We start from the raw sequence: 26,247 nt of genomic DNA on the forward strand, positions 1-26,247 counted from the left end.
GGTGCCGCGGCCCGCCCCCCGCGGCCCGGCCCGGCCGCTGACGCTGGGCAGCCCGCGGCCCCGGCTGCGGCTGGTCAGCCTCGGACTCGCCCTGATCATGCTGGTGTTCGTGGTGCGGCTGCTCCAGGTGCAGGCCGTCGACGCCAGCGCCTACTCGGCCAAGGCGGCGCAGAACCGCTACCTCACCCAGCCGCTCACCGCCGAACGCGGCACCATCACCGACCGCGGCGGCGTCGAACTCGCCACCACCGTCGACGCCTACAACATCACCGCCGACCCCACGATGTTCACGCCGAGGGAGACCAAGCTCGCGGACGCCCCGGAGCAGGCCGCCGCGCTGCTGGCGCCGATCCTGAAGCAGGACGCCGCCGGGCTGACGAAGAAGCTGAAGACGCCGAGGACCCGCTATGTGACGCTGGCCCGCCGCCAGACCCCGCAGGTGTGGAACCAGATCAAGGACCTCAGATCCACCCTCGCGGCCAAGGCCGGCCAGGACCCCAAGGCGGTCAACGTCCTCGCCGGCGTCCTCCAGGAACCCACCAGCAAACGCGTCTACCCCAACAGCGATCTGGCCGCCGGGATACTGGGCTGGGTGGACGCCGACGGCAAGGGCGGCGGCGGACTCGAACTCCAGCTCAACAAGGAACTCGCCGGCAAGGACGGCAAGATCCGCTACGCCCAGTCCGGCGGCCACCGGGTGCCCACCGCGGGCAGCACCGAGACGCCCGCCGTGGCCGGCACCCAGGTGGAGCTGACCATCGACCGGGACATCCAGTGGGCCGCCCAGCAGGCCATCAGCGAACAGGTCAGGAAGTCGAAGGCGGACCGCGGCTATGTCGTCGTCCAGGACACCCGCACCGGCGAGATCCTGGCCCTGGCCAACGCCCCCGGGTTCGACCCCAACGACCTGTCGAAGGCGACCCCCGGCGCGCTCGGCAATCCGGCGCTCCAGGACGCCTACGAGCCCGGGTCCACCGCCAAGGTGATGTCGATGGCGGCCGTACTGGAGGAGAACGCGGCCACCCCCACCACCCGTGTCACCGTCCCCAACACCCTGCACCGCGGCGACCGCATCTTCCACGACGACATCGACCACCCCACCTGGTACCTGACGCTCAACGGGGTCCTCGCCAAGTCCAGCAACATCGGCACCATCCTGGCCACCGGCCAGCTCGGCAAGACCCAGCAGCAGGCGAACCGGGTACTCCACTCGTATCTGCGGAAGTTCGGCATGGGGCGGGAGACCGGGCTCGGCTTCCCCGGGGAGACCTCCGGCATCCTCGCCGCGCCCGGCACCTGGTCCACCTCGCAGCAGTACACGATCCCCTTCGGCCAGGGCTTCTCCATCAACGCGGTACAGGCCGCCTCCATCTACTCCACCATCGCCGACGGGGGCGTCAGGACCGAGCCGACCCTGGTCCGCGGCACCAAGGGCCCCGACGGCCGCTTCACCCCCGCCGACGCCCCCGACCGCCGCCGCGTGGTGAGCGCCGCCACGGCCCGTACGGTCGCGCGGATGCTGGAGTCGGTGGTGGACGACGAGGAGGGCACCGGCCTCGCCGCCCGCATCCCCGGCTACCGCGTCGCGGGCAAGACCGGCACCGCCAACCGCGTCGACCCGGAATCCGGCCGCTACCACGGCTACACCTCGTCCTTCGCCGGCTTCGCCCCCGCCGACAAGCCGCGCGTCACCGTCTACTGCGCCCTGCAGAACGCCACCAAGGGCAGCTACTTCGGCGGCCAGACCTGCGGGCCCATCTACCAGAAGGTGATGGAGTTCGCGCTGAAGTCCCTCCAGGTGCCGCCCACCGGTGCGGCCCCCGCCCGCATCCCCGTCACCTTCAAGCCCCACGGCTGAACCAGGAACCGCCCGTGACCCCCATCACCCCCGATCCCGGGAACCGTCCCGACGCCGGCGCCCCGCGGTCCGGCCGTCCGCCGCAGCCGCCCCGCCCTTTTGGCTCCGGGACGGGTGAGCCCGGTACGCTCACCGCCGTGCCACAAGCCGATCAGTCCCGAACCACCCGCAAGGACGCCCCCGTGACCTACCCCGGAGCCCCCCGGCCGGCCCAGGTCCGTGCCACCCCCCTCGCGGAGCTGGCCGGAAAGCTGGGCGTCAGCGCCACCGCGGAGGCCGCCGTCACCGGCATCACCCATGACTCGCGCGCCGTCCGCCCCGGCGACATCTACGCCGCGCTGCCCGGCGCCCGGCTGCACGGCGCGGACTTCGCCGCGCAGGCCGCCGACCTCGGCGCCGCCGCCGTCCTCACCGACCCCTCCGGCGCCGAACGCGCCGCCGCCACCGGTCTGCCGGTGCTCGTCGTGGACCACCCCCGCGCCCACATGGGCGAGCTGGCGGCCACCGTCTACGGGCATCCCGGACGCGACCTGCTCCAGATCGGGATCACCGGTACCTCCGGCAAGACCACCACCGCCTATCTGGTGCAGGGCGGCCTCACCGCCGGCGGCGATCTGCCCGCGCTGATCGGCACCGTGGAGATGCGCATCGGCGAGGAGCGCATCAAGTCCGAGCGCACCACCCCCGAAGCCACCGATCTCCAGGCGCTGTTCGCGGTGATGCGGGAACGCGGCGTGGCCTCGGTGGCGATGGAGGTCTCCAGCCACGCGCTGATCCTCGGGCGGGTCGACGGCTGCGTCTTCGACGTCGCCGTCTTCAACAACCTCAGCCCGGAGCACATGGACTTCCACTCCGGGATGGAGGACTACTTCCAGGCCAAGGCCCAGCTCTTCACCAAGGACCGCTCCCACCAGGGCGTCGTCAACCACGACGACGAGTACGGGCGGCGGCTCATCGAGGAGTGCGCCGAGCGGGGCTACCCGGTCACCACCTTCTCCGCCGAGGGCCACCCGGACGCCGACTGGCGTGCCGAGGACGTCCAAGTGGGGCCGCTGGACTCGACGTTCACCGCGGTCGGCCCCGAGGGCGTGCGGGTCGCCGCGCGTTCGCCGCTGGCCGGGCCGTTCAACGTGGCGAACACGCTGGCCGCGATCGTCGCCCTCGCCGTCGCCGGACGGGACCCGCAGACCGCCGCCGACGGGATCGCCACCGTGCCCGGCGTCCCCGGCCGCCTGGAGCGCGTCGACGCCGGGCAGCCCTATCTCGCGGTCGTGGACTACGCGCACAAGACGGACGCCGTGGAGTCGGTGCTGCGGGCGCTGCGCAAGGTCACCGAGGGCAGGCTGCACATCGTGCTGGGCTGCGGCGGTGATCGGGACGTCACCAAGCGGGGCGCGATGGGTGCCGCCGCCGCCCGCCTCGCCGACACCGCCGTACTGACCTCGGACAATCCGCGGTCGGAGGATCCACTGGCGATTCTCGCCACGATGCTCGCGGGGGCCGCGGAGGTGCCCGCCCATGAGCGGGGCGACGTCGCGGTGTTCGAGGACCGGGCCGCCGCCATCGCGGCCGCCGTGGGCCGCGCGGAGCCCGGCGACACCGTGATCGTCGCGGGCAAGGGCCATGAACAGGGCCAGGACATCGCCGGGGTGATCCGCCCCTTCGACGACCGGCGGGTACTGCGCGAAGCCATCGAAGCCGTTCAGAAGAATCAGGGATGAACTTGTGATCGCCCTCTCCCTCGCCGAGATCGCCAGCATCGTCGGCGGGCAGACGCATGACATACCGGATCCGTCGGTCACCGTCACCGGGCCCGTGGTGCGGGACAACCGCGAGGTGGTGCCGGGCGGCCTGTTCGTCGCCTTCGTCGGCGAGCGCGCCGACGGCCACGACTTCGCGGAGCGGGCGGTGAAGGCGGGCGCCGTCGCGGTGCTCGGCTCCCGCCCCGTCGCCGGGGTGCCCGTGATCGTCGTCAAGGATGTGCAGACGGCCCTCGGGGCCCTGGCGCGCGCCGTGGTGGAGCGCCTCGGGGCCACCCTGATCGCGCTCACCGGGTCCGCGGGCAAGACCAGCACCAAGGACCTCATCGCCCAGGTGCTGAGCAGCAGGGCGCCCACGGTGTGGACGCCGGGCTCGCTCAACAACGAGATCGGGCTGCCCCTCACCGCACTCAGCGCCACCGCCGAAACCCGTTTCCTGGTACTGGAGATGGGCGCCCGCGGTATCGGCCACATCCGCTATCTGACCGGTCTCACCCCCCCGCGGATCGGCCTGGTGCTGAACGTCGGCACCGCGCACATCGGCGAGTTCGGAGGCCGGGAGCAGATCGCGCAGGCCAAGGGCGAGATGGTGGAGGCCCTGCCGTCCGCCGCGGACGGCGGTGTCGCCGTACTCAACGCGGACGACCCACTGGTTCGAGCCATGGCCGAACGCACCACCGCACGGGTGCTGTTGTTCGGTGAGGCCGACGAAGCGGACGTTCGGGCGCAGAACGTGCGGCTGACCGCGGGCGGGCAGCCGTCGTTCCGCCTTCACACACCCTCCGGGTGCAGTGACGTGACCCTGCGGCTGTACGGTGAGCACCACGTGTCGAACGCGCTCGCCGCGGCCGCCGTCGCCCACGAGTCGGGCATGTCCGCAGACGAGATCGCCCGTGCGCTCTCCGAGGCGGGCACCCTCTCCCGCTGGCGGATGGAGGTCACCGAGCGCGCGGACGGCGTGACAGTGGTCAACGACGCCTACAACGCGAACCCCGAGTCCATGCGGGCCGCTCTGCGCGCGCTCGCGGCGATGGGCCAGGCAGCACAGGCCAAGGGGGGCCGTACGTGGGCGGTGCTCGGTCAGATGGCCGAGCTCGGGGACGAGGCTCTCGCCGAGCACGACGCGGTCGGACGGCTAGCCGTCCGGCTCAACGTGAGCAAGCTCGTGGCAGTCGGCGGCAGGGAAGCGGCCTGGCTGCAGATGGGCGCCTACAACGAGGGTTCGTGGGGTGAGGAGTCGGTGCACGTGTCCGACGCACGGGCGGCGGTCGACCTGTTGCGCAAAGAACTGCGCCCGGGGGACGTCGTGCTGGTGAAGGCATCCAGATCGGTCGGCCTTGAGCAGGTGGCCACCGCGCTGCTCGGGGACGCCGGCGAGGGCGAGGTCGCCGCCCGATGATGAACCAGATCCTGTTCGCGGGAGTCATCGGCCTCTTCCTGACCCTGGTGGGCACGCCGCTGCTGATCAAGCTGCTGGCCCGCAGGGGCTACGGCCAGTACATCCGCGACGACGGCCCGCGGGAGCACCACAGCAAGCGCGGTACCCCGACGATGGGTGGTATCGCCTTCATCCTGGCGACGATCGTCGCCTACTTCCTCAGCAAGGTGATCACCGGCAAACCGGTCACCTTCTCCGGTCTGCTGGTGCTGGGGCTGATGACCGGGATGGGCCTGGTCGGCTTCCTGGACGACTACATCAAGATCGTCAAGCGGCGTTCGCTGGGCCTGCGGGCCAAGGCGAAGATGGCCGGGCAGTTGATCGTCGGTATCAGCTTCGCGGTGCTCGCCCTGATGTTCGCGGACAACCGCGGCAACACCCCGGCGTCCACCAAGCTCTCCTTCGTCACCGACTTCGGCTGGACCATCGGCCCGGTGCTGTTCGTGGTGTGGGCGCTGTTCATGATCCTCGCCATGTCGAACGGGGTGAACCTCACCGACGGCCTGGACGGTCTCGCCACCGGCGCCTCGGTGATGGTCTTCGGCGCGTACACCTTCATCGGCGTCTGGCAGTTCCAGGAGTCCTGCGCCAACGCGCAGACCCTCACCAACCCGGCCGCCTGCTTCGAGGTGAGAGACCCGCTCGACCTGGCCGTGGTCTCCGCCGCGCTGATGGGAGCGTGCTTCGGCTTCCTGTGGTGGAACACCTCGCCGGCCAAGGTCTTCATGGGCGACACCGGTTCGCTGGCGCTCGGCGGCGCCCTGGCCGGCCTCGCCATCTGCTCCCGTACCGAACTGCTGCTCGCCCTCCTCGGCGGCCTCTTCGTCCTCATCACCATGTCCGTGGTGATCCAGGTCGGCTCCTTCCGCCTCACCGGGAAGCGGGTCTTCCGAATGGCCCCGCTCCAGCACCACTTCGAACTCAAGGGGTGGTCGGAAGTCCTGATCGTGGTCCGGTTCTGGATCATCCAGGGCATGTGCGTGATCGTCGGACTCGGTGTCTTCTACGCGGGATGGGCAGCCGACAAGTGACCAGCAGCCAGGAGTGGACCGGGCGGCGGATCACCGTCGCCGGGCTCGGCGTCAGCGGTCTCAGCGCGGCCCGCGCCCTGACCGGACTCGGCGCCGCTGTCACCGTCGTCGACGGCGGTGACAGCGAGGCGCACCGCGAACGGGCCGCGGCCGCCGAGGCGGAGGGCATCGCCGTCCGCCTCGGTGACGCCGAGACCCTGCCGCCGGGTACCGGGCTCGTGGTCACCTCGCCGGGCTGGGCGCCGTCCGCACCGCTCTTCGCGGCGGCCGCGGCGGCCGGCGTGGACGTGGTCGGCGATGTGGAGATCGCCTGGCGGCTCCGCGGCCCGGACTCCGCGCCCTGGCTGGCCGTCACCGGGACCAACGGCAAGACCACCACCACCCAGATGCTGGCGTCCATCCTCACCGCGGCCGGCCTGCGCACCACCGCCGTCGGCAACATCGGCACCCCCATCGTCGACGTGGTCCTCGGCGAGGAGCAGTACGACGTGCTCGCGGTGGAGCTGTCCAGCTACCAGCTGCACTGGGCGCCCTCGCTGCGCGTGCACTCCGCCGCCGTCCTCAACCTCGCCCCGGACCACCTCGACTGGCACGGCTCGATGGAGGCGTACGCCGCCGACAAGGGCCGTGTCTACGAGGGCAACCAGGTGGCCTGTGTGTACAACGTGGCCGACAAGGCCACCGAGGACCTGGTGCGGGCCGCCGACGTCGAGGAGGGCTGCCGCGCGATCGGCTTCACCCTCTCCGCCCCGGCGCCCTCCCAACTCGGCGTGGTGGACGGCATCCTGGTCGACCGCGCCTTCGTCGAGGACCGGCGGCGGCAGGCCCAGGAGCTGGCCGAGACGGGCGACGTCCAGCCGTCCGCCCCGCACAACATCGCCAACGCCCTCGCCGCCGCCGCCCTGGCCCGCGCCTACGGCGTACCGGCCGCCGCGGTCCGCGAGGGCCTGCGCGCCTTCCGCCCCGACGCCCACCGCATCGCCCATGTCGCGGACCTCGGCGGGGTGGCGTACGTGGACGACTCCAAGGCCACCAACACCCATGCCGCACAAGCCTCGTTGGCGGCGTACGAGTCCATCGTGTGGATCGCCGGGGGGCTCGCCAAGGGGGCCGTCTTCGACGAGTTGGTGGCGCGTTCCGCGGCCCGGCTGCGGGGCGTGGTGCTGATGGGCCGGGACCGGGCGCTGATCCGCGAGGCGCTGGCGCGACACGCCCCCGAGGTCCCGGTGGTGGACCTGGAGCGGACCGACACTGGGGCGATGGCGGCCGCGGTCCATGAGGCGAGGGGGCTCGCCCGCGCGGGCGACACGGTGCTGCTGGCGCCGGCCTGCGCCTCCATGGACATGTTCGCCAACTACAACAAGCGCGGGGACGCTTTCGCTGACGCGGTACGTGGGCTCGGCGCCTGAACCCTTTCCGGGAGGGACCGTGACCATGAGGCGCAGTGCGATGGTATGTCCGATGCGGGAGTACGGGAGTTGGCGGCTGATCCGTCCCCGGGGCGGTCGTCCGGTACCGGGCCCGGTGGGAAGCTGACGGCGCCGATGTCCTCCGCACTCGCCACCTTCAACCGCCGGGTCCGCCGCGCCTGGGACCGCCCGCTTACCGCCTACTACCTGCTCATCGGCAGCGCGCTGCTGATCACGGTGCTCGGCCTGGTGATGGTCTACTCCGCGTCCATGATCCGGGCCCTGCAACTCTCCCTGCCCGGCGCCTACTTCTTCCGCAAGCAGTTCGTCGCCGCCCTCATCGGCGGCGCCCTGCTGCTGGCCGCCGCCCGGATGCCGGTACGGCTGCACCGGGGCCTGGCCTACCCGATGCTGGCGGTGTCCGTCTTCCTGATGGCGCTGGTGCAGGTGCCGGGGATAGGGATGGCGGTCAACGGCAACCAGAACTGGCTGTCGCTGGGCGGCCCGTTCCAGTTGCAGCCCAGTGAGTTCGGCAAGCTGGCGCTCGTCCTGTGGGGCGCGGACCTGCTCGCCCGCAAACACGACAAGCGCCTCCTCAGCCAGTGGAAACACCTGCTGGTACCGCTGATCCCAGTGGGCTTCCTGCTGCTCGGACTCATCATGCTCGGCGGCGACATGGGCACCGCGATCATCCTCACCGCGATCCTCTTCGGCCTGCTCTGGCTGGCCGGCGCCCCCACCCGCCTCTTCGCCGGAGTCCTCTCCGCCTCCGCGCTGATCGGCGTCCTGCTGATCTGGACCAGCCCCAACCGGATGTCCCGGCTCGCCTGCCTCGGCGCCACCGACTCCGGCCCCGGCGACCGCTGCTGGCAGGCGGTGCACGGAATCTACGCCCTGGCCTCCGGCGGGCTGTTCGGCTCCGGGCTCGGCGCCAGCGTGGAGAAGTGGGGCCAACTCCCCGAAGCCCACACCGACTTCATCTTCGCCATCACCGGTGAGGAACTCGGCCTGGCCGGCACCCTCTCGGTACTGGCCCTCTTCACCGCCCTCGCCGCCGCCGGCATCCGCCTCTCCGGCCGCACCGAGGACCCCTTCGTGCGGTACGCGGCGGGCGGCGTCACCACCTGGATCACCGCCCAGGCCGTCATCAACATCGGCGCGGTACTGGGCCTGCTGCCCATCGCCGGCGTCCCCCTCCCGCTCTTCTCGTACGGCGGATCCGCCCTGCTGCCCACGATGTTCGGGATCGGACTGCTGATCGCCTTCGCCCGCGAGGAGCCTGCCGCCCGGGCCGCGCTCGCGATGCGCGGACCAGGGCCGGTACGCCAGCTCGTCGGCCGGGCGGCGGCCCGTCGCCGGGACTTTGATAAAAACGGGGCTGCGGCACGAGGTTCGCGGGTCACCGCAGAACCTCGCAGATGGAACACGATGCGACGGCGCGCCGCGGCGCGTTCGTCCGGAGAGCGGTGAATTTCGGTGCATGTCGTACTCGCCGGTGGGGGGACCGCCGGCCACATCGAGCCAGCGCTTGCCCTAGCGGACGCCCTGCGCAGGCAGGACCCGACCGTGGGCATCACTGCCCTCGGCACGGAACGCGGTCTGGAAACCCGGTTGGTGCCCGAGCGGGGCTACGAACTGGCGCTGATCCCCGCGGTCCCGCTGCCGCGCAAGCCCACCCCCGAGCTGATCACCGTGCCGGGGCGGCTGCGCGGCACCATCAAGGCGGCCGAGCAGGTCCTCGAACGCACCCGCGCGGACGCGGTGGTGGGCTTCGGCGGCTATGTCGCCCTCCCCGGCTACCTCGCCGCCAAACGGCTCGGGGTGCCGATCATCATCCACGAGGCCAACGCCCGCCCCGGCCTCGCCAACAAGATCGGCTCCCGCTACGCGGCCCAGGTCGCCGTCTCCACCCCCGACAGCAAGCTGCGCAACTCCCGCTATATCGGCATCCCGTTGCGCCGCTCCATCGCCACCCTCGACCGGGCAGCCGTCCGGCCCGAGGCGCGCGCCGCGTTCGGCCTCGACCAGAACCTGCCGACGCTGCTGGTCTCCGGCGGCTCGCAGGGCGCCCGCCGCCTCAACGAGGTGGTCCAGCAGGCCGTTCCGGCGTTCCAGCGCGCCGGTATCCAGGTGCTGCACGCGGTCGGCCCGAAGAACGAGGTACCGCACGTCGACAACCTGCCCGGGATGCCGCCCTATGTCCCGGTACCGTATGTGGACCGGATGGATCTCGCCTACGCCGCGGCCGACATGATGCTCTGCCGGGCCGGCGCGATGACCGTCGCCGAACTCTCCGCCGTCGGGCTCCCCGCCGCCTATGTACCGCTGCCCATCGGCAACGGCGAACAGCGGCTCAACGCCCAGCCGCTCGTCAAGGCGGGCGGCGGACTCCTCGTCGACGACGCCGAACTCACCCCGGAATGGGTGCAGGGCAACGTCCTGCCGGTCCTCGCGGACCCGCACCGACTGTATGAAATGTCCCGCGCCGCCTCCGAGTTCGGCCGCCGGGACGCCGACGAGCTGCTGGTCGGCATGGTGTACGAAGCGATCAGGGCGCGGCACGCGGCCTGACGCCCGACCGGTCACGCCGCACGGTGTGACGGAAGGCAGGGGAACGTGGCCGGACCCATGACCGCCCGCCGCAGCGAGCGGCGGCCGCCCAAGTCCGGCCCGCCCCGGCCCGACCGGAGCCCGCGCCCCCACCGGCGCCGCCGCCTCCTGGTCCTCACCCCGCTCCTCCTCGCCCTCCTCGCCGGCCCCGCACTCTGGGTGCTCTACGGCTCCTCCTGGCTCCGCACCACCCGGGTGCAGGTGACCGGCACCGAGGTCCTGACGCAGGCTCAAGTCCGCGACGCGGCAAGGGTTCCGGTCGGCTCGCCACTCGTCTCGGTGGACACCTCGGCCGTCGCGGCCCGGCTGAAGAAGGCGCTGCCGCGGGTCGACTCGGTGGACGTCTCCCGCTCCTGGCCGCACGACATCTCGCTCAGGGTGACCGAACGCCATGCGGTGGCGGTGCTCGCCCGGGGCGGCCGATTCGCCGAAGTCGACCGCGGGGGCGTGCGGTTCGCCACTCTCGCGCGTCCGCCCCGGGGCCTGCCGCGGATCGAGTTGCGCGCCGCGGACTCGCCCAGCCGGTCGCGCTTCGGCACCGGGCGGCTGCTGCGTTCCGCGGTGGCCGTGGTGGACGATCTGCCGGCCGCCGTACACCGCGACACCCGCAAGGTCACGGTGCGCTCATTCGACTCCGTGGTACTGGAGTTGACACGTTCGCGCACGGTGAACTGGGGGAGCGGAGAGGAGAGCGCGGCGAAGAGCAGGGTCCTCTCCGCTCTCATGAAAGCAGCTCCACATTCCCGGCACTTCGACGTCAGCGTCCCCACCGCCCCTGCCTCATCGGCGAGTTGACGGCTGTTGTCGCAGGCCAGCACCCTGGTTGGGCAGCGCTACGGGTGATCACATAGGGTGAAAAGAAAAACGGGAGGTTCGGCGTGTTCGTTGAACGGGCGCCACGTGTCGACTTAGTGTCCTGTTCGGAACAGTCAAGAAGTCCCAGCAACAGGCACACTGGTAACCCTAAACTTCAGGCTTAGGGTTCGGGTCGGCTTCGGACCGTCCCATTCGGCATCAGTCGTCGCGGCGCCATCAAGAGCGCGGCGGCGGCACGTAATCGAGGCGAGAGGCCTTCGACGTGGCAGCACCGCAGAACTACCTCGCAGTCATCAAAGTCATCGGTGTCGGCGGCGGTGGTGTCAATGCCATCAACCGGATGATCGAGGTCGGTCTCAAGGGCGTCGAGTTCATCGCCATCAACACCGACGCGCAAGCTCTGTTGATGAGCGACGCCGACGTCAAGCTCGACGTCGGCCGGGAACTCACCCGCGGACTCGGCGCCGGCGCCAATCCGGCCGTCGGCCGCAAGGCCGCCGAGGACCACCGCGAGGAGATCGAGGAGGTCCTCAAGGGGGCCGACATGGTCTTCGTCACCGCAGGCGAGGGCGGCGGCACCGGCACCGGCGGCGCGCCCGTCGTGGCCAACATCGCCCGCTCGCTCGGTGCCCTCACGATCGGCGTTGTCACCCGCCCCTTCACCTTCGAGGGCCGCCGTCGCGCCAACCAGGCGGAGGACGGCATCGCCGAGCTCCGCGAAGAGGTCGACACCCTCATCGTCATCCCCAACGACCGGCTGCTGTCCATCTCGGACCGCCAGGTCTCCGTCCTCGACGCCTTCAAGTCGGCGGACCAGGTACTGCTCTCCGGTGTCCAGGGCATCACCGACCTCATCACCACCCCCGGCCTCATCAACCTGGACTTCGCCGACGTCAAGTCCGTGATGTCGGAGGCCGGTTCGGCCCTGATGGGCATCGGCTCGGCCCGCGGCGACGACCGCGCGGTGGCCGCCGCCGAGATGGCGATCTCCTCGCCGCTGCTGGAAGCGTCCATCGACGGCGCCCGTGGCGTGCTGCTCTCCATCTCCGGCGGCTCCGACCTCGGCCTCTTCGAGATCAACGAGGCGGCCCAACTGGTCAGCGAGGCCGCCCACCCCGAGGCCAACATCATCTTCGGCGCGGTCATCGACGACGCCCTCGGCGACGAGGTCCGGGTCACCGTCATCGCGGCCGGCTTCGACGGCGGGCAGCCCCCGGCCAAGCAGCGTGACGGCGTCATCGGCGGTTCCGCCAAGCGGGAGGAGCAGCCCGCCCCGTCGTCCCGCCCCGCGGAGAGCCGCCCGGCCTTCGGCGGCCTCGGCAGCGTCACCCCGCGCGAGGAGCCGGTGAGCCCCGAGCCCGTGGCCGAGCCGGTCCCCGCGAGCGAACTGCCCTCCGGTTCCACCCAGACCACCCCGCCGCAGCCGCGCACCACCACCACGTACGACAGCGCTGCCGAGGAGCTGGACGTGCCGGACTTCCTGAAGTGATAGGCCGAAGCGAGGCCGCGGCCCCCGCCGCGGCCACTGCGGAACACTCCGCGAACGGCGCCCACTTCGCCTTCACCGATCGGTGGGGCGGGGTGAGCGCCGTTCCGTACGAAGAGCTCAATCTCGGTGGGGCCGTGGGCGACGAGCCGGAGGCGGTCCGCACCAACCGGGCCCGCGCCGCCCGCGCCCTGGGCCTCGACCCGGACCGCGTGGTCTGGATGAACCAGGTCCACGGCCGCGAGGTCGCCGTGGTCGACGCTCCCTGGGGCGAGCGGCCGGTGCCCGAGGCGGACGCCGTGGTCACCACCGAACGCGGCCTTCCGCTCGCCGTGCTCACCGCGGACTGCACCCCCGTTCTGCTCGCCGACCCGGAGGCCGGCGTGATCGCGGCCGCCCACGCGGGCCGTCCCGGAATGGTGGCCGGCGTGGTCCCCGCCACCGTCGCCGCCATGACCGCACTGGGCGCCGACCCCTCCCGCATCGTCGCCCGCACCGGCCCCGCGGTCTGCGGCCGCTGCTACGAGGTGCCCGAGCGGATGCGCGCCGAGGTCGCCGAGGTGGAGCGGGCGGCCTTCGCCGAGACGAGTTGGGGCACCCCCGCGGTGGATGTGACGGCCGGGGTGCACGCCCAGTTGGAGCGGCTCGGGGTACACGACCGGGAGCAGTCCCCGGTGTGCACCCTGGAGTCCGGCGACCACTTCTCGTACCGGCGCGACCGCACCACCGGGCGGCTCGCGGGCTATGTGTGGCTGGACTGAGGGCAGATGACGGAACGCAAGGAGCAACTCGCCGCGAATCTGACGGGAGTTGAGGACCGGATCGCCACCGCCTGCGCGGCGGCCGGCCGGGACCGCGACGAGGTCACCCTGATCGTGGTCACCAAGACCTACCCCGCGTCCGATGTGCGCCTCCTCGCCGAACTCGGCGTGCGGCACGTGGCGGAGAACCGCGACCAGGACGCCGCCCCCAAGGCCGCCGCTTGTTCGGACCTGCCGTTGACTTGGCACTTCGTGGGCCAGTTGCAGACCAACAAGGCGCGTTCCGTGGTCGGTTATGCCGATGTCGTGCAGTCCGTGGACCGGGTCAAACTGGTCGACGCGCTCTCCCGGCAGGCCGCGGCGGCCGGTCGCGAGGTGGGCTGCCTGATCCAGGTGGCACTCGACGCGGAGGAGGGCGGACGGGGTGCCCGCGGCGGCGCATCGCCGGGCGCGGTAAGGGAGTTGGCGGACCACATCGAGGCCGGGCCCGGGCTCCGGCTCGGCGGTCTGATGACGGTGGCGCCGCTCACCGGAACCTACGCGGGACAGCCGCGGCAGGCGTTCGACCGACTGTGGGAAATCTCAACAGCCCTGCGCTCGCGGCATCCTGCTGCGAACATGGTCTCAGCGGGGATGAGCGGAGACCTCGAAGAGGCCGTGGCGGCCGGAGCGACACATGTGCGCGTCGGTACTGCGGTACTCGGAGTCAGACCACGGCTCGGGTAACGTCGCCAAGAAGTCGGACCACAGCAGAAAATATGGTCAATCCCAAACTTGTGGGACGGACCGAGTGGATCGCGGACACTAGGTTGGCGGCAGCCGATCCACCACGACGATCCACCACAGAGCGGAGGACTCAGAGCATGGCCGGCGCGATGCGCAAGATGGCGGTCTACCTCGGTCTCGTGGAGGACGATGGTTACGACGGCCGGGGGTTCGACCCCGACGACGACTTCGAGCCCGAACTGGACCCGGAGCCCGAGCGGGACAGCAGACGGCACGAGTCGCCGCACCAGTCGCACCAGCCCCTTCCGGCACACGAACCGCATGAGTCCCACACGAACGAAAGGGACGAACCGGCGCGTTCCGTAAGGGCGTCGGCTGAGCGCGAACCGGCCCGCCGGTCCGCCTCACTTGCCCCGGAATCCGGACGTCCGGCGCGTATCGCACCCGTGGCGTCCATCACACCTGAACGTCAGAGCCTGGAGAAGAACGCGCCGGTGATCATGCCCAAGGTCGTGTCCGAACGAGAGCCGTACCGGATCACCACACTCCACCCCCGGACCTACAACGAAGCCCGTACCATCGGGGAACACTTCCGCGAGGGCACTCCGGTGATCATGAATCTGACGGAGATGGACGACACGGACGCGAAGAGACTTGTCGACTTTGCGGCTGGACTCGTCTTCGGTCTTCACGGCAGCATCGAGCGGGTGACACAGAAGGTCTTCCTTCTGTCTCCTGCTAACGTCGATGTCACGGCGGAGGACAAGGCCCGCATCGCAGAGGGCGGGTTCTTCAACCAGAGCTGAGACACAACCGGTCACAACAGCAGCAACGGTACGAGTTCAGGGGAGAGGGAAGCGCGGATCATGAGCGTGTTCTTGGATGTGCTCTACATCGCGTTGATGTGCTTCCTCATCGTGCTCATCTTCCGGCTGGTGATGGACTACGTGTTCCAGTTCGCCCGCTCATGGCAGCCAGGCAAGGTGATGGTGGTCCTCCTTGAGGCCACCTACACAGTCACGGATCCACCGCTCAAGCTTCTGCGGCGATTCATCCCGCCGTTGCGTCTCGGGGGCGTGGCGCTCGACCTGTCCTTCTTCGTTTTGATGATCATCGTCTACATCCTGATCTCCGTCGTGAGCCGGCTGTGAGCGATACGGTCCTGCCGAATGTCGACTGCCGAATGTCGAATGCCGCCGATGACCCCAGTTGAGGTGAAGAGATGCCGCTGACCCCCGAGGACGTGCGGAACAAGCAGTTCACAACCGTCCGTCTGCGAGAAGGCTATGACGAGGACGAGGTCGATGCCTTCCTGGACGAGGTCGAAGGCGAACTGACCCGTCTGCTCCGCGAGAACGAGGACCTGCGCGCCAAGCTGGCCGCAGCGACCCGTGCCGCCGCGCAGAACCAACAGCAGCAGAACATGCGGAAGCCGCCCGAACCGCAGGACCGGCCGCAGGGTCCGGTGCCAGCCGCCATATCGGGCCCGCAACCGGTGCCCCCGCAGCAACATCCGATGGGCGGTCCGCCCCAGTTGCCCGGTGGTGCACCGCAGTTGCCCGCAGGCCCCGGCGGTCACGGCCCCGGACCCCAGGGTCCGCACGGCCCCGGCCCCATGCAGGGCGGTCCCATGGGCGGCCCGATGGGCGGCCACGGCGGCCCCCAGCTTCCCGGCCCCGGCGGTCCTGGTGGCCCCGGCGGCCCCGGCGGTCAGGGTGGTCCCGGCGGCGACAGCGCGGCCCGGGTGCTGTCGCTGGCCCAGCAGACCGCGGACCAGGCGATCGCGGAGGCCCGTTCCGAGGCCAACAAGATCGTCGGCGAGGCCCGCAGCCGTGCCGAAGGCCTGGAGCGGGACGCCCGCGCCAAGGCCGACGCCCTGGAGCGGGACGCGCAGGAGAAGCACCGCGTGGCGATGGGCTCCCTGGAGTCCGCTCGCGCCACGCTGGAGCGCAAGGTCGAGGACCTGCGCGGCTTCGAGCGCGAGTACCGCACCCGGCTGAAGTCCTACCTGGAGTCCCAGCTCCGCCAGTTGGAGACGCAGGCGGACGACTCGCTGGCCCCGCCGCGGACCCCGGCGACCGCTTCGCTGCCGCCGTCCCCGGCTCCGGCGCCCTCGATGGCTCCGGCCGGTGCGGGTGCCCCGTCCTTCGGTGGCAACCAGACGATGGGCGGGGGTGCTCCGGGCGGTCCCGCGCAGGGTGCCCCGTCGTACGGCGGGCAGCAGCAGATGTCCCCGGCGATGACCCAGCCGATGGCGCCGGTGCGGCCGCAGGCTCCGCAGCCGATGCAGCAGGCGGCACCTTCGCCGATGCGGGGCTTCCTCATCGACGAGGACGACAACTGAGCGGTCACCGCCAGTAGTACCGACAAGGGCGGGGCTCCGGATTCTTCCGGGGCCCCGCCCTAGTGTGCGTAACGGGGGCCGCCCACCTGGGAGTTGCCCGGCGCCGGGGGTCCCGCAAGCGCGGGGTTGGGCGGGTCGTGAACGGAACCGCCGCCCGCCGGTGGGGAGTTGGCGGGCGGCGGTGCCGGGGGCGGGTGCTCCCGGGTGGGTCAGGACTTGCGGAGGTGGAAGGTGAGGGTGAGGGGCTCGTCGGTGAAGGCCTCGCCGTAGGAGTCGTCCGCCTCGCCGGAGGCGAAGTCCGCGGCGAGGACCTCGTCCGCGATCAGCCCGGCGTGCTCGGTGAGCGCGGTCCTGACCGCCTCGTCGGACGCGGTCCAGCGCAGCGCGATGCGGTCCGCGACATCGAGCCCCGAGTTCTTCCGGGCCTCCTGGATGAGGCGGATCGCGTCCCGGGCGAGCCCGGCCCGACGCAGTTCCTCGGTGATCTCCAGGTCGAGCGCGACGGTGGCGCCCGAGTCGGAGGCGACGGACCAGCCCTCCCGCGGTGTCTCCGTGATGATCACCTCGTCCGGGGCGAGGGCCACCGGCTCCCCGTCGACCACGACCGAGGCGGTGCCCTCGCGCAGCGCCCGGGAGAGCGCGGCGGCGTCGGTCCCGGCGATGGCACGGGCCACGGCCTGTACGCCCTTGCCGAACCGCTTGCCCAGGGCACGGAAGTTGGCCTTGGCGGTGGTGTCCACCAGTGAGCCGCCCACGTCCGAGAGACCGGCGAGCGAGGTGACGTTGAGCTCCTCGGTGATCTGGGTGCGCAGTTCGGCGGAGAGCTGGTCGAAGCCGGCCGCGGCGACCAGCGCCCGGGACAGCGGCTGCCGGGTCTTGACGCCGGACTCGGCGCGGGTGGCGCGGCCCAGTTCGACCAGCCTCCGCACCAGTGCCATCTGCTGCGACAGCCGGGGGTCGACGGCCGCCGGGTCGGTCTCCGGCCAGCTCGCCAGGTGCACCGACTCGGGGGCGTCCGGCGTCACCGGCACCACCAGGTCCTGCCAGACCCGCTCGGTGATGAACGGGGTGAGCGGGGCCATCAGCCGGGTCACCGTCTCGACCACCTCGTGCAGGGTGCGCAGCGCCGCCTTGTCGCCCTGCCAGAAGCGCCGGCGGGAGCGCCGCACATACCAGTTGGACAGGTCGTCCACGAAGGCCGAGAGCAGCTTGCCGGCCCGCTGGGTGTCGTAGGCGTCCAGGGCCTGGGTGACCTGGTCGGTGAGGGTGTGCAGCTCGGACAGGAGCCAGCGGTCGAGGAGCGGGCGGTCGGCCGGCGCCGGGTCGGCGTCGGTCGGGGCCCAGCCGGAGGTGCGGGCGTAGAGGGCCTGGAAGGCGACGGTGTTCCAGTAGGTGAGGAGGGTCTTGCGGACGACCTCCTGGATGGTGCCGTGGCCGACGCGGCGGGCCGCCCAGGGGGAGCCGCCGGCCGCCATGAACCAGCGGACGGCGTCGGCGCCGTGCTGGTCCATGAGCGGGATGGGCTGGAGGATGTTCCCCAGGTGCTTGGACATCTTGCGGCCGTCCTCGGCGAGGATGTGGCCGAGGCAGACCACGTTCTCGTAGGACGACTTGTCGAAGACGAGGGTGCCGACGGCCATCAGCGTGTAGAACCAGCCGCGGGTCTGGTCGATGGCCTCGGAGATGAACTGCGCCGGATACCGGCTCTCGAACAGCTCCTTGTTCTTGTACGGGTAGCCCCACTGCGCGAACGGCATGGAGCCGGAGTCGTACCAGGCGTCGATGACCTCGGGCACCCGGCTCGCGGTGCGGCCGCAGCCCTCGCGCGGGCAGTCGAAGGTGACCGCGTCGATGTACGGGCGGTGCGGGTCCAGCGCCGACTGGTCCCGGCCGGACAGCTCGCCCAGTTCGGTGCGGGAGCCGACGCAGGTGAGGTGGCCCTCCTCGCAGGTCCAGATCGGCAGCGGGGTGCCCCAGTAGCGGTTGCGGGAGAGGGCCCAGTCGATGTTGTTGTCCAGCCAGTCCCCGTAGCGGCCGTGCTTGACCGAGTCGGGGTACCAGTTGGTCTTCTCGTTCTCGGCGAGGAGGCGGTCCTTGACGGCGGTGGTGCGGATGTACCAGGACGGCTGCGCGTAGTAGAGCAGCGCGGTGTGGCAGCGCCAGCAGTGCGGATAGCTGTGCTCGTACGGGATGTGACGGAAGAGGAGGCCGCGGGCGTCGAGGTCCTGGGTGAGGGGCTCGTCGGCCTTCTTGAAGAACTGGCCGCCGACGAGCGGGACTTCGGCCTCGAAGGTGCCGTCGGGGCGCACCGGGTTGACCACCGGCAGCCCGTACTCGCGGCACACTCGGAGGTCGTCCTCACCGAAGGCGGGGGACTGGTGGACGAGGCCGGTGCCGTCCTCGGTGGTGACGTAGTCGGCGTTGACCACGAAGTGCGCGGGGGCCTCGAAGGGCACCAGCTCGAACGGCCGCCGGTAGCCCCAGCGTTCCATCTCGGCGCCGGTGAAGCGCTGCCCGGTCGCGGTCCATCCTTCGCCGAGCGCCTTCTCCAACAGGGGCTCGGCGACGACCAGTTGCTCGGTGCCGTCGGTGGCGACCACATAGGTGACCTCGGGGTGGGCGGCGACCGCGGTGTTGGACACCAGGGTCCACGGCGTCGTCGTCCACACCAGCAGCGCGGCCTGCCCGGCGAGCGGCCCGGAGGTCAGCGGGAAGCGTACGTAGACCGAGGGGTCCACGACCGTCTCGTAGCCCTGGGCCAGCTCGTGGTCGGAGAGGCCGGTGCCGCAGCGGGGGCACCAGGGCGCCACCCGGTGGTCCTGGACCAGCAGGCCCTTGTCGAAGATCTCCTTCAGCGACCACCACACGGAGTCGACGTACTCCGGGTCCATGGTGCGGTAGGCGTCGTCCAGGTCGACCCAGTACCCCATGCGGGTCGTCAGCTCGGCGAAGGCGTCGGTGTGCCGGGTCACGGACTCCCGGCAGCGGGCGTTGAACTCGGCGATGCCGTACGCCTCGATGTCCTGCTTGCCGTTGAAGCCCAGCTCCTTCTCCACGGCCAGCTCCACCGGCAGCCCGTGGCAGTCCCAGCCCGCCTTGCGGCCCACGTGGTAGCCGCGCATGGTGCGGAAGCGGGGGAAGACGTCCTTGAAGACGCGGGCCTCGATGTGGTGGGCGCCCGGCATCCCGTTGGCGGTGGGCGGGCCCTCGTAGAAGACCCACTCGGGGCGGCCCTCGGACTGTGCCAGCGTCTTGGCGAAGATCTTCTGCTCGCGCCAGAAGTCCAGCACAGCGTGCTCAAGCGCGGGCAGGTCGACCTGGGCGGGGACCTGGCGGTACTGCGGCGGCGTCATCGGCGTACTCCTCCAACGGAACGTGCTGCCTTCCGTCGGAGGGACGAGAGCCGGCCGCGCTGCGGCGCTCCCGCGGTACCACCCTCCTTGGCCCTCCGGCGGCGGGTGTGCCGGCGGGCCCCCTCATTGGGGCAGCGAGACCGGGTCTACTGGCCGGGCCGGGGGCCTCGGTGTTCTTCCGGCGACTCCGGGGTGATCTTCACGTCGCGCAGACCCCCGGGCTCACACCGTCCCCGGGTCGCTCCTGGCCGCGTACGCCGCTACTCGTCCCCATCCACGTTTTTCGCTGCGCCCAGTGTACGGGGCTCGGCGGACCGCGGCCGACCGCTTTTCCCGGGGCGCGGGGAGGCGCCGGGTGACCCGAATGGTCCGTCGGGCCGGTGGGGGACGGGTGGGGCGGGGAGGGGCGGATTACCCGGCGGGGAGCTGGGCACAACGCTTGCAGGTCGCTCGCGCGGCTCCGGCGGGGCGGGCTGATCGGGCGGCGTGCCCCGTTGCCGCGGGCTGGGAGTCGATTTATCGTTCCAGCGCGATTCGCGGGGAAGATCACCCTATGTGAAGGGGTCTCTGCCATGGTGGCGAAGAAGACCGCCGTACAGCATTCGGAGAAGGGCGGTACCGCCGCTTCCCGCGGCCGGTCGACCGCCGCGGACGGCGCGGGCCGGGCCCCCGGGAAGTCGCGGCCCACCCCGGAGAAGGCAGCCGGAAAGCGGACGGCCACCAAGAAGACCGCGAAGAAGACGGCCACGAAGAAGACGGCCACGGCTGCGAAGAAGGCGGCGCCGAAGCAGGCCGCCGCCGCCGAGAAGACGGCAGCCGAGAAGCGCTCCGCGAAGAAGACGGCGGCCAAGAAGACGGCCGCGAAAAAGGCCGCGCCGAAGAAGGCCGCGGCCAAGAAGACGGCGGCGGGGAAGAGTGCCGCGCAGAAGGCGGGCGCCGAGGTGGCGGCCGTGAAGAAGTCCGCCAAGAAGTCCGCGGGCAGGAAGAAGGCGGAGGCCCCCCGGGCCGAGGCCGGCAGGAAAGGTGCGGGTCACGAGACGGCCGCCCCGGTGGCCGAGGGTGCGGCTGAGGCCGCCGAGACGACAGGAGCCACGCCAGTGGTTGCGAAGAAGACGGTGGCGAAGAATCCCACCCCGGTGCCCCTCGCGGCGGAACCCGGCGAGCTCGCGGTACGCCCCGGCGAGGATCCGTGGACCAAGGACGAGGTCGACGAGGCCCGCGCCGAGCTGACCGCCGAGGTGCTGCGGCTCAACAACGAGCTGGAGTCCTCCGAGCAGTCGCTCGCCGGTCTGATGCGGGACTCCGGCGACGGCGCGGGCGACGACGAGGCCGACACCGGCAGCAAGAACATCACCCGCGAACACGAGCTGGCCCTCGCCGCGAACGCCCGCGAGATGCTCCAGCAGAGCGAGCGCGCCCTGGAGCGCCTGGACGCCGGCACCTACGGCGTCTGCGAGAACTGCGGCAATCCCATCGGCAAGGCCAGGATGCAGGCCTTCCCGCGGGCCACCCTCTGTGTGGAGTGCAAGCAGAAGCAGGAACGCCGCTACTGACCGCGGACCGTGCGGCACGCACCCCGTCCCCGAGCGCCCCGTGCGGGCCGCGGGCCGGGGTGCGTGTCGTACTCTCGTCCCCAGCGAAGGCATCCAGCTCGAAGGACTCACGTGGCAGAGGCGGAGCGCACCATCGGTACGCCGGATTCACCGGAAGCGGCGGACGCCGCCGAGGACCGGGGCGGCGAGAGCGGGACGGGCGGGAGTGAGAAGGGCGAGCAGGGCGAGGCTTCGGTGCCGCAGGGTGGCCGGGGGCCGCGGCGGATCGCCGTCCTGCTCGGTGTCGCGCTGCTCGCCTACCTCATCGATCTGGGCAGCAAGATGCTGGTCGTGGCGAAGCTGGAGCACCGCGAGCCGGTCCGGCTGCTCGGTGACTGGCTGCAACTGACAGCCATCCGCAACGCGGGCGCCGCCTTCAGCATGGGCGAGGCGTACACGGCGGTCTTCACGGTGATCGCGGCCACGGTGATCTTTGTGATCGTGCGGCTGGCGCGGAAGCTGTACAGCCTGCCCTGGGCGATCGCGCTGGGGCTGCTGCTCGGCGGTGCGCTGGGCAATCTCACCGACCGGCTGTTCCGTTCCCCGGGTGTCTTCCGGGGCGAGGTCGTGGACTTCATCGCCCCTCGGCACTTCGCCGTCTTCAATCTGGCGGACTCGGCGATCGTGTGCGGCGGCATCCTGATCGTGCTGCTGTCGTTCCGCGGCCTCGACCCGGACGGCACCGTCCACAAGAACTGAGCCCCGGCACTCGCGTACGGGGCCGTCAGAACCGTCCGTCATACTCGACGGGTGAGCACGCTTCCCGAGATCCGTACCCTGCCCGTGCCCGACGGCCTGGAGGGCGAGCGCGTCGACGCCGCCATCTCGCGCATGTTCGGCTTCTCCCGGACCAAGGCGGCCGAGCTGGCCGCCGCGGGGAAGGTGCAGGTCGACGGGGCCGCGGTGGGCAAGTCCGAGCGGGTGCACGGCGGGGCCTGGCTGGAGGTGGAGATGCCGCAGGCGCCCGCCCCGGTGCAGGTGGTGGCCGAGCCGGTGGAGGGCATGGAGATCGTCCACGACGACGAGGACGTGGTGGTGATCGTCAAGCCGGTCGGGGTGGCCGCCCATCCCAGCCCCGGCTGGCGCGGGCCCACCGTGATCGGCGGTCTCGCCGCCGCCGGGTACCGCATCTCCACCTCGGGCGCCGCCGAACGCCAGGGCATCGTGCACCGGCTGGACGTGGGCACCTCGGGTCTGATGGTGGTCGCCAAGTCCGAGTTCGCGTACACCTCGCTGAAGCGGCAGTTCAAGGAGCGCACCGTCGACAAGCGCTACCACACGCTGGTGCAGGGCCATCCCGATCCCACCAGCGGCACCATCGACGCGCCCGTCGGCCGGCATCCGCAGCACGACTACAAGTGGGCGGTCACCGCCGAGGGCAAGCCGTCGGTGACGCACTACGACCTGGTCGAGGCGTTCCGGGCGGCCTCCCTGCTGGACGTGAAGCTGGAGACGGGCCGCACCCACCAGATCCGGGTGCACATGGCGGCCCACCGGCACCCCTGCGTCGGCGATCTGACCTACGGCGCCGACCCCACCCTCGCCAAGCGCCTGGGGCTGACCCGGCAGTGGCTGCACGCGGTGCGGCTCGGCTTCGAGCACCCGGGCGACGGCCGCTGGGCCGAGTTCGAGAGCGGGTACCCGGACGACCTCCAGCGGGCGCTGGACCGGGTGCGGGCGGAGAGCGCGTGAGCGTTCCGGCCGCGGTCCTGGTCCGGGTCACCGAGGGCGCCGGGGACCGCGAGGCCTGCTTCGCCGTCCGCCGGGAGGTCTTCGTCGAGGAGCAGGGCGTCCCGCCGGAGGTGGAGTACGACGAGTACGACGCCGGGGCCGTGCATCTGCTGGCGCTGGGGGCCGACGGGCGGCCGCTGGGCACCGGTCGGCTGCTGTTCGGGCCCGAGGCGGTGGAGCGTACCGGCGGTGACGCGGCGGTCGGATCGCTGGGGCGGCTGGCGGTCGGCCGGGCGGCGCGGGGGCTCGGGGTGGGTGCGGCGCTGGTGCGGGGGATCGAGGACGCGGCCCGGGAGCGCGGCCTGACCGCGGTCGACCTCCATGCGCAGACGCAGGCGCTGGGCTTCTACGAGCGGCTCGGATACGCGGCGTACGGGCCGGAGTTCCCGGACGCGGGCATCCCGCACCGGGCGATGCGCCGCGCGCTCTGACGCCTGACCCTCTCACCGCACTTCGTCCGCATTCGTCCAACTTCGCGGTGTGGGGCCGGGGTTCGTCCCGTTGGCCCGGGGGCGGCATGGGAGGCTGGGGGTCCGGATTCCCCGAAACATCCCCTCGGAGCGCGCCCCGTGGACCAGTTGGCCCTGCTGTTCGTGATGCTGCTCGGGGCGGTGATCAGCGTGCCGGTCGCCGACCGGATCCGGCTGCCCGCGCCCGTGCTGATGACCATCGTCGGCATCGTGCTGGCGCTGATCCCCGCGGTGCCGAACGTCAACATCCCGCCCGCGCTGATCCTGCCCGCGCTGCTGCCGCCGCTGCTGTACGCGGCCGTACAGCGCACCTCCTGGCGGCAGTTCGCGGCCAACCGGCGGCCGATCTTCCTGCTGGCGGTGGCGCTGGTCTTCGTCACCACCGCCGCCGTCGCGTTCGTCGCCAGTGCCGTGGTGCCCGGGCTGCCGCTGGCCGGTGCGGTGGCGCTCGGCGCGCTCGTCGCCCCGCCCGACCCGGTGGCCGCCACCGCCGTGGCCGGTCAACTCGGCCTGCCGCGGCGCCTGGTGTCCATCCTGGAGGGCGAGGGCCTGTTCAACGACGTCACCGCGATCGTGCTCTACCACGTGGCGATCGCCGCCGCCGTCAGCGGCAGCTTCTCCGCCTCGCACGCCGCCCTGGAACTGGTGCTGTCCGCGGTCGTCGCGGTGGCCGTCGGACTCGCCCTCGGCTGGGCCGCGAAGAAGCTCATGGAACTCCTCGGCGACGCCACCCTGCAGATCGGCCTCACCCTGCTGGTGCCGTTCGCCTCCTATGTCCTGGCCGAGGAGTTCAGGGGCTCCGGGGTGCTGGCGGTGCTCACCACGGCGCTGTTCCTCGCCGAGTACGCCCTGGACGCCGACGATGTGCAGGCCCGGCTCGCCGGCCGCACCTTCTGGGACGTGGTGGACACCCTGGTCACCGGCCTCGCCTTCGGCCTCGTCGGTCTGGAGCTGCACAACGCGGTCCGTACCGCCGAGGGCCACTGGCCGCAGATGCTCGGCTGGGCCGCCGCCGTCGTCGTCACCGTCATCGTGGTACGGCTGCTGTGGCTGCTGCCCGCGTCCTGGATCACCCGCCGGCTGCACGCCCTGCGCGACTACGACGAGGACATCCCCAGCACCTGGCGGGAGACCCTGGTGATGTGGTGGTCCGGGATGCGCGGGGTGGCCTCGGTGGCGCTCGCCCTGGCGATCCCGCTCACCATGGACGACGGCGCGCCCTTCCCGCACCGTGACGAACTGGTCTTCCTCGCCTTCGCCGTGATCATGGTCACCCTCGTCGTGCAGGGGCTCAGCCTGCCGTGGCTGGTGCGGAAGTTGGGGGTGCGGGCCGACACCGAGAAGGAGAAGGAGTTCGAGCGGCTGCTGGCGCGGCGGGCCGGACGGGCCGCCCGCAACCGGCTCAAGGAGATCGAGAGCACCGAGGAACTCCCCGACGAACTCACCGAGTTGCTGATCCATCGGGCCCAGGAGATCGCCCTGCGCATCAGCCCCGACCTGGGCGACACCGAGCGCCGTGAGGCGCAGGCCACCCGGGTGGAGCGGCTGCGCCGGGTGCGGCAGATCCAGGCCGAGATGATGTCCGCGGCCCGGCACGAGGTGCTCGCCGCCCGCAGCGAGGCCGGCTCCGACCCGGAGATCGTGGACCGGGTCCTGCGCCAACTCGACGTCCGCAGCCTGCGCTGACGCCGGTTCCGGAACGCCCGTGCGGAGCGGGTCAGCCGCGGCCGGTGCGGGGCACCCGGCCCTCCTTGACCAGCCGGTGGCTGGGGATGCCGTTCGGAACGGCGGCCGCCGGGCCGGTGTTGATCCGCGGCAGCGCGTACGGGTGCTCGCGGCTCAGCCAGTCGATCATCTGCTCCCGGACGGTGACCCGTACCGTCCAGATGTCGGAGGCGTCCTTCGCGGTCACCACGGCCCGTACCTCCAGGGTGCTGGGGGTGGTGTCGGTGACGGCCAGGCCCCAGTTGCGCTGGTCCCAGGCGGGGCAGCCCTCCACGATGGCGCGCAGCTTGTCGCGCATGGCGGGGATCGGCGCCCGGTGGTCCAGGTGGAAGTAGACGGTGCCGGTCATCTGCGCCCCGCCGCGGGACCAGTTCTCGAACGGCTGGCTGGTGAAGTACGAGACGGGCATGGTGATCCGGCGCTCGTCCCAGGTGCGCACGCTGAGATAGGTCAGCGTCACCTCGTCGATGACGCCCCACTCGCCGTCCACCACCACCGTGTCGCCGATCCGCACCATGTCGCCGAAGGCGATCTGGAAGCCGGCGAAGAGGTTGCCCAGGGTGGACTGGGCGGCGACACCCGCGACGATGCCGATGAGGCCCGCCGAGGCCAGCATCGAGGTGCCGATGGCCCGCAGATCGGGGAAGGTCAGCAGCATCGCGCCGGCCGCCAGCACACCCACCACCGCGGTCACGATCCGCATCATCAGCGAGACCTGGGTCCGCACCCGGCGCACCCGCGCCGCGTCCCGGGTGGACGCCGCGTACCGGGCGTAGGTGGCCTCGACTACCGCCGAGGCGATCCGGATGATCAGCCAGGCACTGGCCCCGATCAGCACCAGGGTCAGCAACTGACCGACGCCCGTCGCGTGGTTCTGCAACGCGTCCCAGCGGACCTGGCGGTAGGTGCCGCGCAGCCCGGCCGCGGACATCACCAGTACCAGCGGCAGCCGGCAGCGGCGCAGCAGGCCCCAGAGCGGGGTCTCGTGGTGGCGGGCGTCGGTCCGGCGCAGTACTTGGTCGACGGCCCAGCCCACCAGCAGAGCCAGCAGCACCGAACCGCCGACGACGATCAGTGGACGTAGTACGTTCTCCATCCCCCGACCGTAACCGCCGGAGGGACCCCTTCCGCAACGCC

At 71.5% G+C, this 26,247-nt stretch carries 21 protein-coding genes; 19 read left to right on the forward strand and 2 right to left on the reverse strand.

All coding sequences use genetic code 11. From position 1 onward, the window contains the following. Nucleotide 1 precedes the first annotated feature (1 nt). From ACFVST_RS23745 to ACFVST_RS23810, 14 genes are all read left to right on the forward strand, one after another. On the forward strand, nt 2-1,858 hold the full coding sequence (locus ACFVST_RS23745) for a peptidoglycan D,D-transpeptidase FtsI family protein (protein WP_390155443.1): 1,857 nt from the start codon (nt 2-4) through the stop codon (nt 1,856-1,858). A 14-nt stretch (nt 1,859-1,872) separates the two neighbouring features. Continuing rightward, nucleotides 1,873-3,579 (forward strand): UDP-N-acetylmuramoyl-L-alanyl-D-glutamate--2,6-diaminopimelate ligase, encoded by a 1,707-nt coding sequence (locus ACFVST_RS23750; protein ID WP_390155445.1) that lies wholly within the window; start codon nt 1,873-1,875, stop codon nt 3,577-3,579. A 4-nt stretch (nt 3,580-3,583) separates the two neighbouring features. Beyond that, the gene (gene murF, locus ACFVST_RS23755; RefSeq protein WP_390155447.1) at nt 3,584-5,017 is read left to right on the forward strand and encodes a UDP-N-acetylmuramoyl-tripeptide--D-alanyl-D-alanine ligase; all 1,434 of its coding nucleotides are present in this window, start codon (nt 3,584-3,586) and stop codon (nt 5,015-5,017) included. Beyond that, entirely contained in the window at nt 5,017-6,087 is a 1,071-nt protein-coding gene (mraY, locus tag ACFVST_RS23760) for a phospho-N-acetylmuramoyl-pentapeptide-transferase (RefSeq protein WP_390155496.1), read from the forward strand. Before murF ends, mraY begins: the two co-directional genes overlap by 1 nt. Beyond that, the gene (gene murD / locus ACFVST_RS23765) at nt 6,069-7,496 is read left to right on the forward strand and encodes a UDP-N-acetylmuramoyl-L-alanine--D-glutamate ligase (RefSeq protein ID WP_390155449.1); all 1,428 of its coding nucleotides are present in this window, start codon (nt 6,069-6,071) and stop codon (nt 7,494-7,496) included. Before mraY ends, murD begins: the two co-directional genes overlap by 19 nt. Before the next feature lie 135 nt (nt 7,497-7,631). Next, nucleotides 7,632-8,966, forward strand: a complete 1,335-nt coding sequence (ftsW, locus tag ACFVST_RS23770) for a putative lipid II flippase FtsW (RefSeq protein WP_390155498.1) — start codon at nt 7,632-7,634, stop codon at nt 8,964-8,966. A 6-nt stretch (nt 8,967-8,972) separates the two neighbouring features. After that, the gene (murG, locus tag ACFVST_RS23775; protein ID WP_390155451.1) at nt 8,973-10,067 is read left to right on the forward strand and encodes an undecaprenyldiphospho-muramoylpentapeptide beta-N-acetylglucosaminyltransferase; all 1,095 of its coding nucleotides are present in this window, start codon (nt 8,973-8,975) and stop codon (nt 10,065-10,067) included. A 45-nt stretch (nt 10,068-10,112) separates the two neighbouring features. After that, the gene (locus ACFVST_RS23780; RefSeq protein WP_390155453.1) at nt 10,113-10,901 is read left to right on the forward strand and encodes a cell division protein FtsQ/DivIB; all 789 of its coding nucleotides are present in this window, start codon (nt 10,113-10,115) and stop codon (nt 10,899-10,901) included. A 283-nt stretch (nt 10,902-11,184) separates the two neighbouring features. Continuing rightward, a complete protein-coding gene (gene ftsZ / locus ACFVST_RS23785; protein WP_390155455.1) occupies nt 11,185-12,411 on the forward strand; it encodes a cell division protein FtsZ in 1,227 nt (408 codons plus the stop codon). Beyond that, complete coding sequence (gene pgeF / locus ACFVST_RS23790) at nt 12,411-13,169, forward strand: peptidoglycan editing factor PgeF (RefSeq protein WP_390155500.1); 759 nt, start codon at nt 12,411-12,413, stop codon at nt 13,167-13,169. The genes ftsZ and pgeF overlap by 1 nt, the downstream gene beginning before the upstream one ends. A 6-nt stretch (nt 13,170-13,175) precedes the next feature. Further along, complete coding sequence (locus ACFVST_RS23795) at nt 13,176-13,895, forward strand: YggS family pyridoxal phosphate-dependent enzyme (RefSeq protein WP_390155457.1); 720 nt, start codon at nt 13,176-13,178, stop codon at nt 13,893-13,895. 137 nt (nt 13,896-14,032) lie between these two features. Next, nucleotides 14,033-14,701 (forward strand): cell division protein SepF, encoded by a 669-nt coding sequence (sepF, locus tag ACFVST_RS23800; RefSeq protein WP_390155459.1) that lies wholly within the window; start codon nt 14,033-14,035, stop codon nt 14,699-14,701. 60 nt (nt 14,702-14,761) lie between these two features. Next, entirely contained in the window at nt 14,762-15,046 is a 285-nt protein-coding gene (locus tag ACFVST_RS23805) for a YggT family protein (protein WP_390155461.1), read from the forward strand. 71 nt (nt 15,047-15,117) lie between these two features. Next, the gene (locus tag ACFVST_RS23810; RefSeq protein ID WP_390155463.1) at nt 15,118-16,239 is read left to right on the forward strand and encodes a DivIVA domain-containing protein; all 1,122 of its coding nucleotides are present in this window, start codon (nt 15,118-15,120) and stop codon (nt 16,237-16,239) included. Nucleotides 16,240-16,448: 209 nt separating this feature from the next. Here ACFVST_RS23810 and ileS read toward each other — a convergent pair whose 3' ends face one another. Then, entirely contained in the window at nt 16,449-19,592 is a 3,144-nt protein-coding gene (ileS, locus tag ACFVST_RS23815) for an isoleucine--tRNA ligase (RefSeq protein ID WP_390155465.1), read from the reverse strand. Between the two features lie 572 nt (nt 19,593-20,164). On the opposite strand from ileS, the gene ACFVST_RS23820 reads away from it, so the two are divergent. The 5 genes from ACFVST_RS23820 (at nt 20,165) to ACFVST_RS23840 (ending at nt 25,071) form a co-directional block, all read left to right on the forward strand. Next, nucleotides 20,165-21,145 carry a TraR/DksA family transcriptional regulator gene (locus tag ACFVST_RS23820; protein ID WP_390155467.1) on the forward strand — a complete coding sequence of 327 codons (981 nt, stop codon included), beginning with the start codon at nt 20,165-20,167 and terminating at the stop codon, nt 21,143-21,145. 111 nt (nt 21,146-21,256) lie between these two features. Next, nucleotides 21,257-21,883 carry a signal peptidase II gene (lspA, locus tag ACFVST_RS23825; RefSeq protein WP_390155469.1) on the forward strand — a complete coding sequence of 209 codons (627 nt, stop codon included), beginning with the start codon at nt 21,257-21,259 and terminating at the stop codon, nt 21,881-21,883. 51 nt (nt 21,884-21,934) lie between these two features. Then, nucleotides 21,935-22,876 (forward strand): RluA family pseudouridine synthase, encoded by a 942-nt coding sequence (locus ACFVST_RS23830; RefSeq protein WP_390155471.1) that lies wholly within the window; start codon nt 21,935-21,937, stop codon nt 22,874-22,876. After that, the gene (locus ACFVST_RS23835) at nt 22,873-23,346 is read left to right on the forward strand and encodes a GNAT family N-acetyltransferase (RefSeq protein WP_390155473.1); all 474 of its coding nucleotides are present in this window, start codon (nt 22,873-22,875) and stop codon (nt 23,344-23,346) included. The genes ACFVST_RS23830 and ACFVST_RS23835 overlap by 4 nt, the downstream gene beginning before the upstream one ends. 138 nt (nt 23,347-23,484) lie before the next feature. After that, on the forward strand, nt 23,485-25,071 hold the full coding sequence (locus tag ACFVST_RS23840; protein ID WP_390155475.1) for a Na+/H+ antiporter: 1,587 nt from the start codon (nt 23,485-23,487) through the stop codon (nt 25,069-25,071). A gap of 31 nt (nt 25,072-25,102) precedes the next feature. Here ACFVST_RS23840 and ACFVST_RS23845 read toward each other — a convergent pair whose 3' ends face one another. Further along, entirely contained in the window at nt 25,103-26,206 is a 1,104-nt protein-coding gene (locus tag ACFVST_RS23845) for a mechanosensitive ion channel family protein (protein ID WP_390155477.1), read from the reverse strand. Nucleotides 26,207-26,247 lie beyond the last annotated feature (41 nt).

The sequence above is a fragment of the Streptomyces sp. NPDC058045 genome, from assembly GCF_042885635.1.
Lineage (GTDB): Bacteria > Actinomycetota > Actinomycetes > Streptomycetales > Streptomycetaceae > Streptomyces.

Coding starts and splice junctions, on each gene's coding strand:
- mraY (WP_390155496.1), top strand. CDS start 5,017: ATGAACCAGATCCTGTTCGCGGGAGTCATCGGCCTCTTCCTGACCCTG.
- murD (WP_390155449.1), top strand. CDS start 6,069: ATGGGCAGCCGACAAGTGACCAGCAGCCAGGAGTGGACCGGGCGGCGG.
- ftsW (WP_390155498.1), top strand. CDS start 7,632: ATGTCCTCCGCACTCGCCACCTTCAACCGCCGGGTCCGCCGCGCCTGG.
- ACFVST_RS23795 (WP_390155457.1), top strand. CDS start 13,176: ATGACGGAACGCAAGGAGCAACTCGCCGCGAATCTGACGGGAGTTGAG.
- sepF (WP_390155459.1), top strand. CDS start 14,033: ATGGCCGGCGCGATGCGCAAGATGGCGGTCTACCTCGGTCTCGTGGAG.
- ACFVST_RS23805 (WP_390155461.1), top strand. CDS start 14,762: ATGAGCGTGTTCTTGGATGTGCTCTACATCGCGTTGATGTGCTTCCTC.
- ACFVST_RS23810 (WP_390155463.1), top strand. CDS start 15,118: ATGCCGCTGACCCCCGAGGACGTGCGGAACAAGCAGTTCACAACCGTC.
- ileS (WP_390155465.1), bottom strand. CDS start 19,592: ATGACGCCGCCGCAGTACCGCCAGGTCCCCGCCCAGGTCGACCTGCCC.
- ACFVST_RS23820 (WP_390155467.1), top strand. CDS start 20,165: ATGGTGGCGAAGAAGACCGCCGTACAGCATTCGGAGAAGGGCGGTACC.
- ACFVST_RS23845 (WP_390155477.1), bottom strand. CDS start 26,206: ATGGAGAACGTACTACGTCCACTGATCGTCGTCGGCGGTTCGGTGCTG.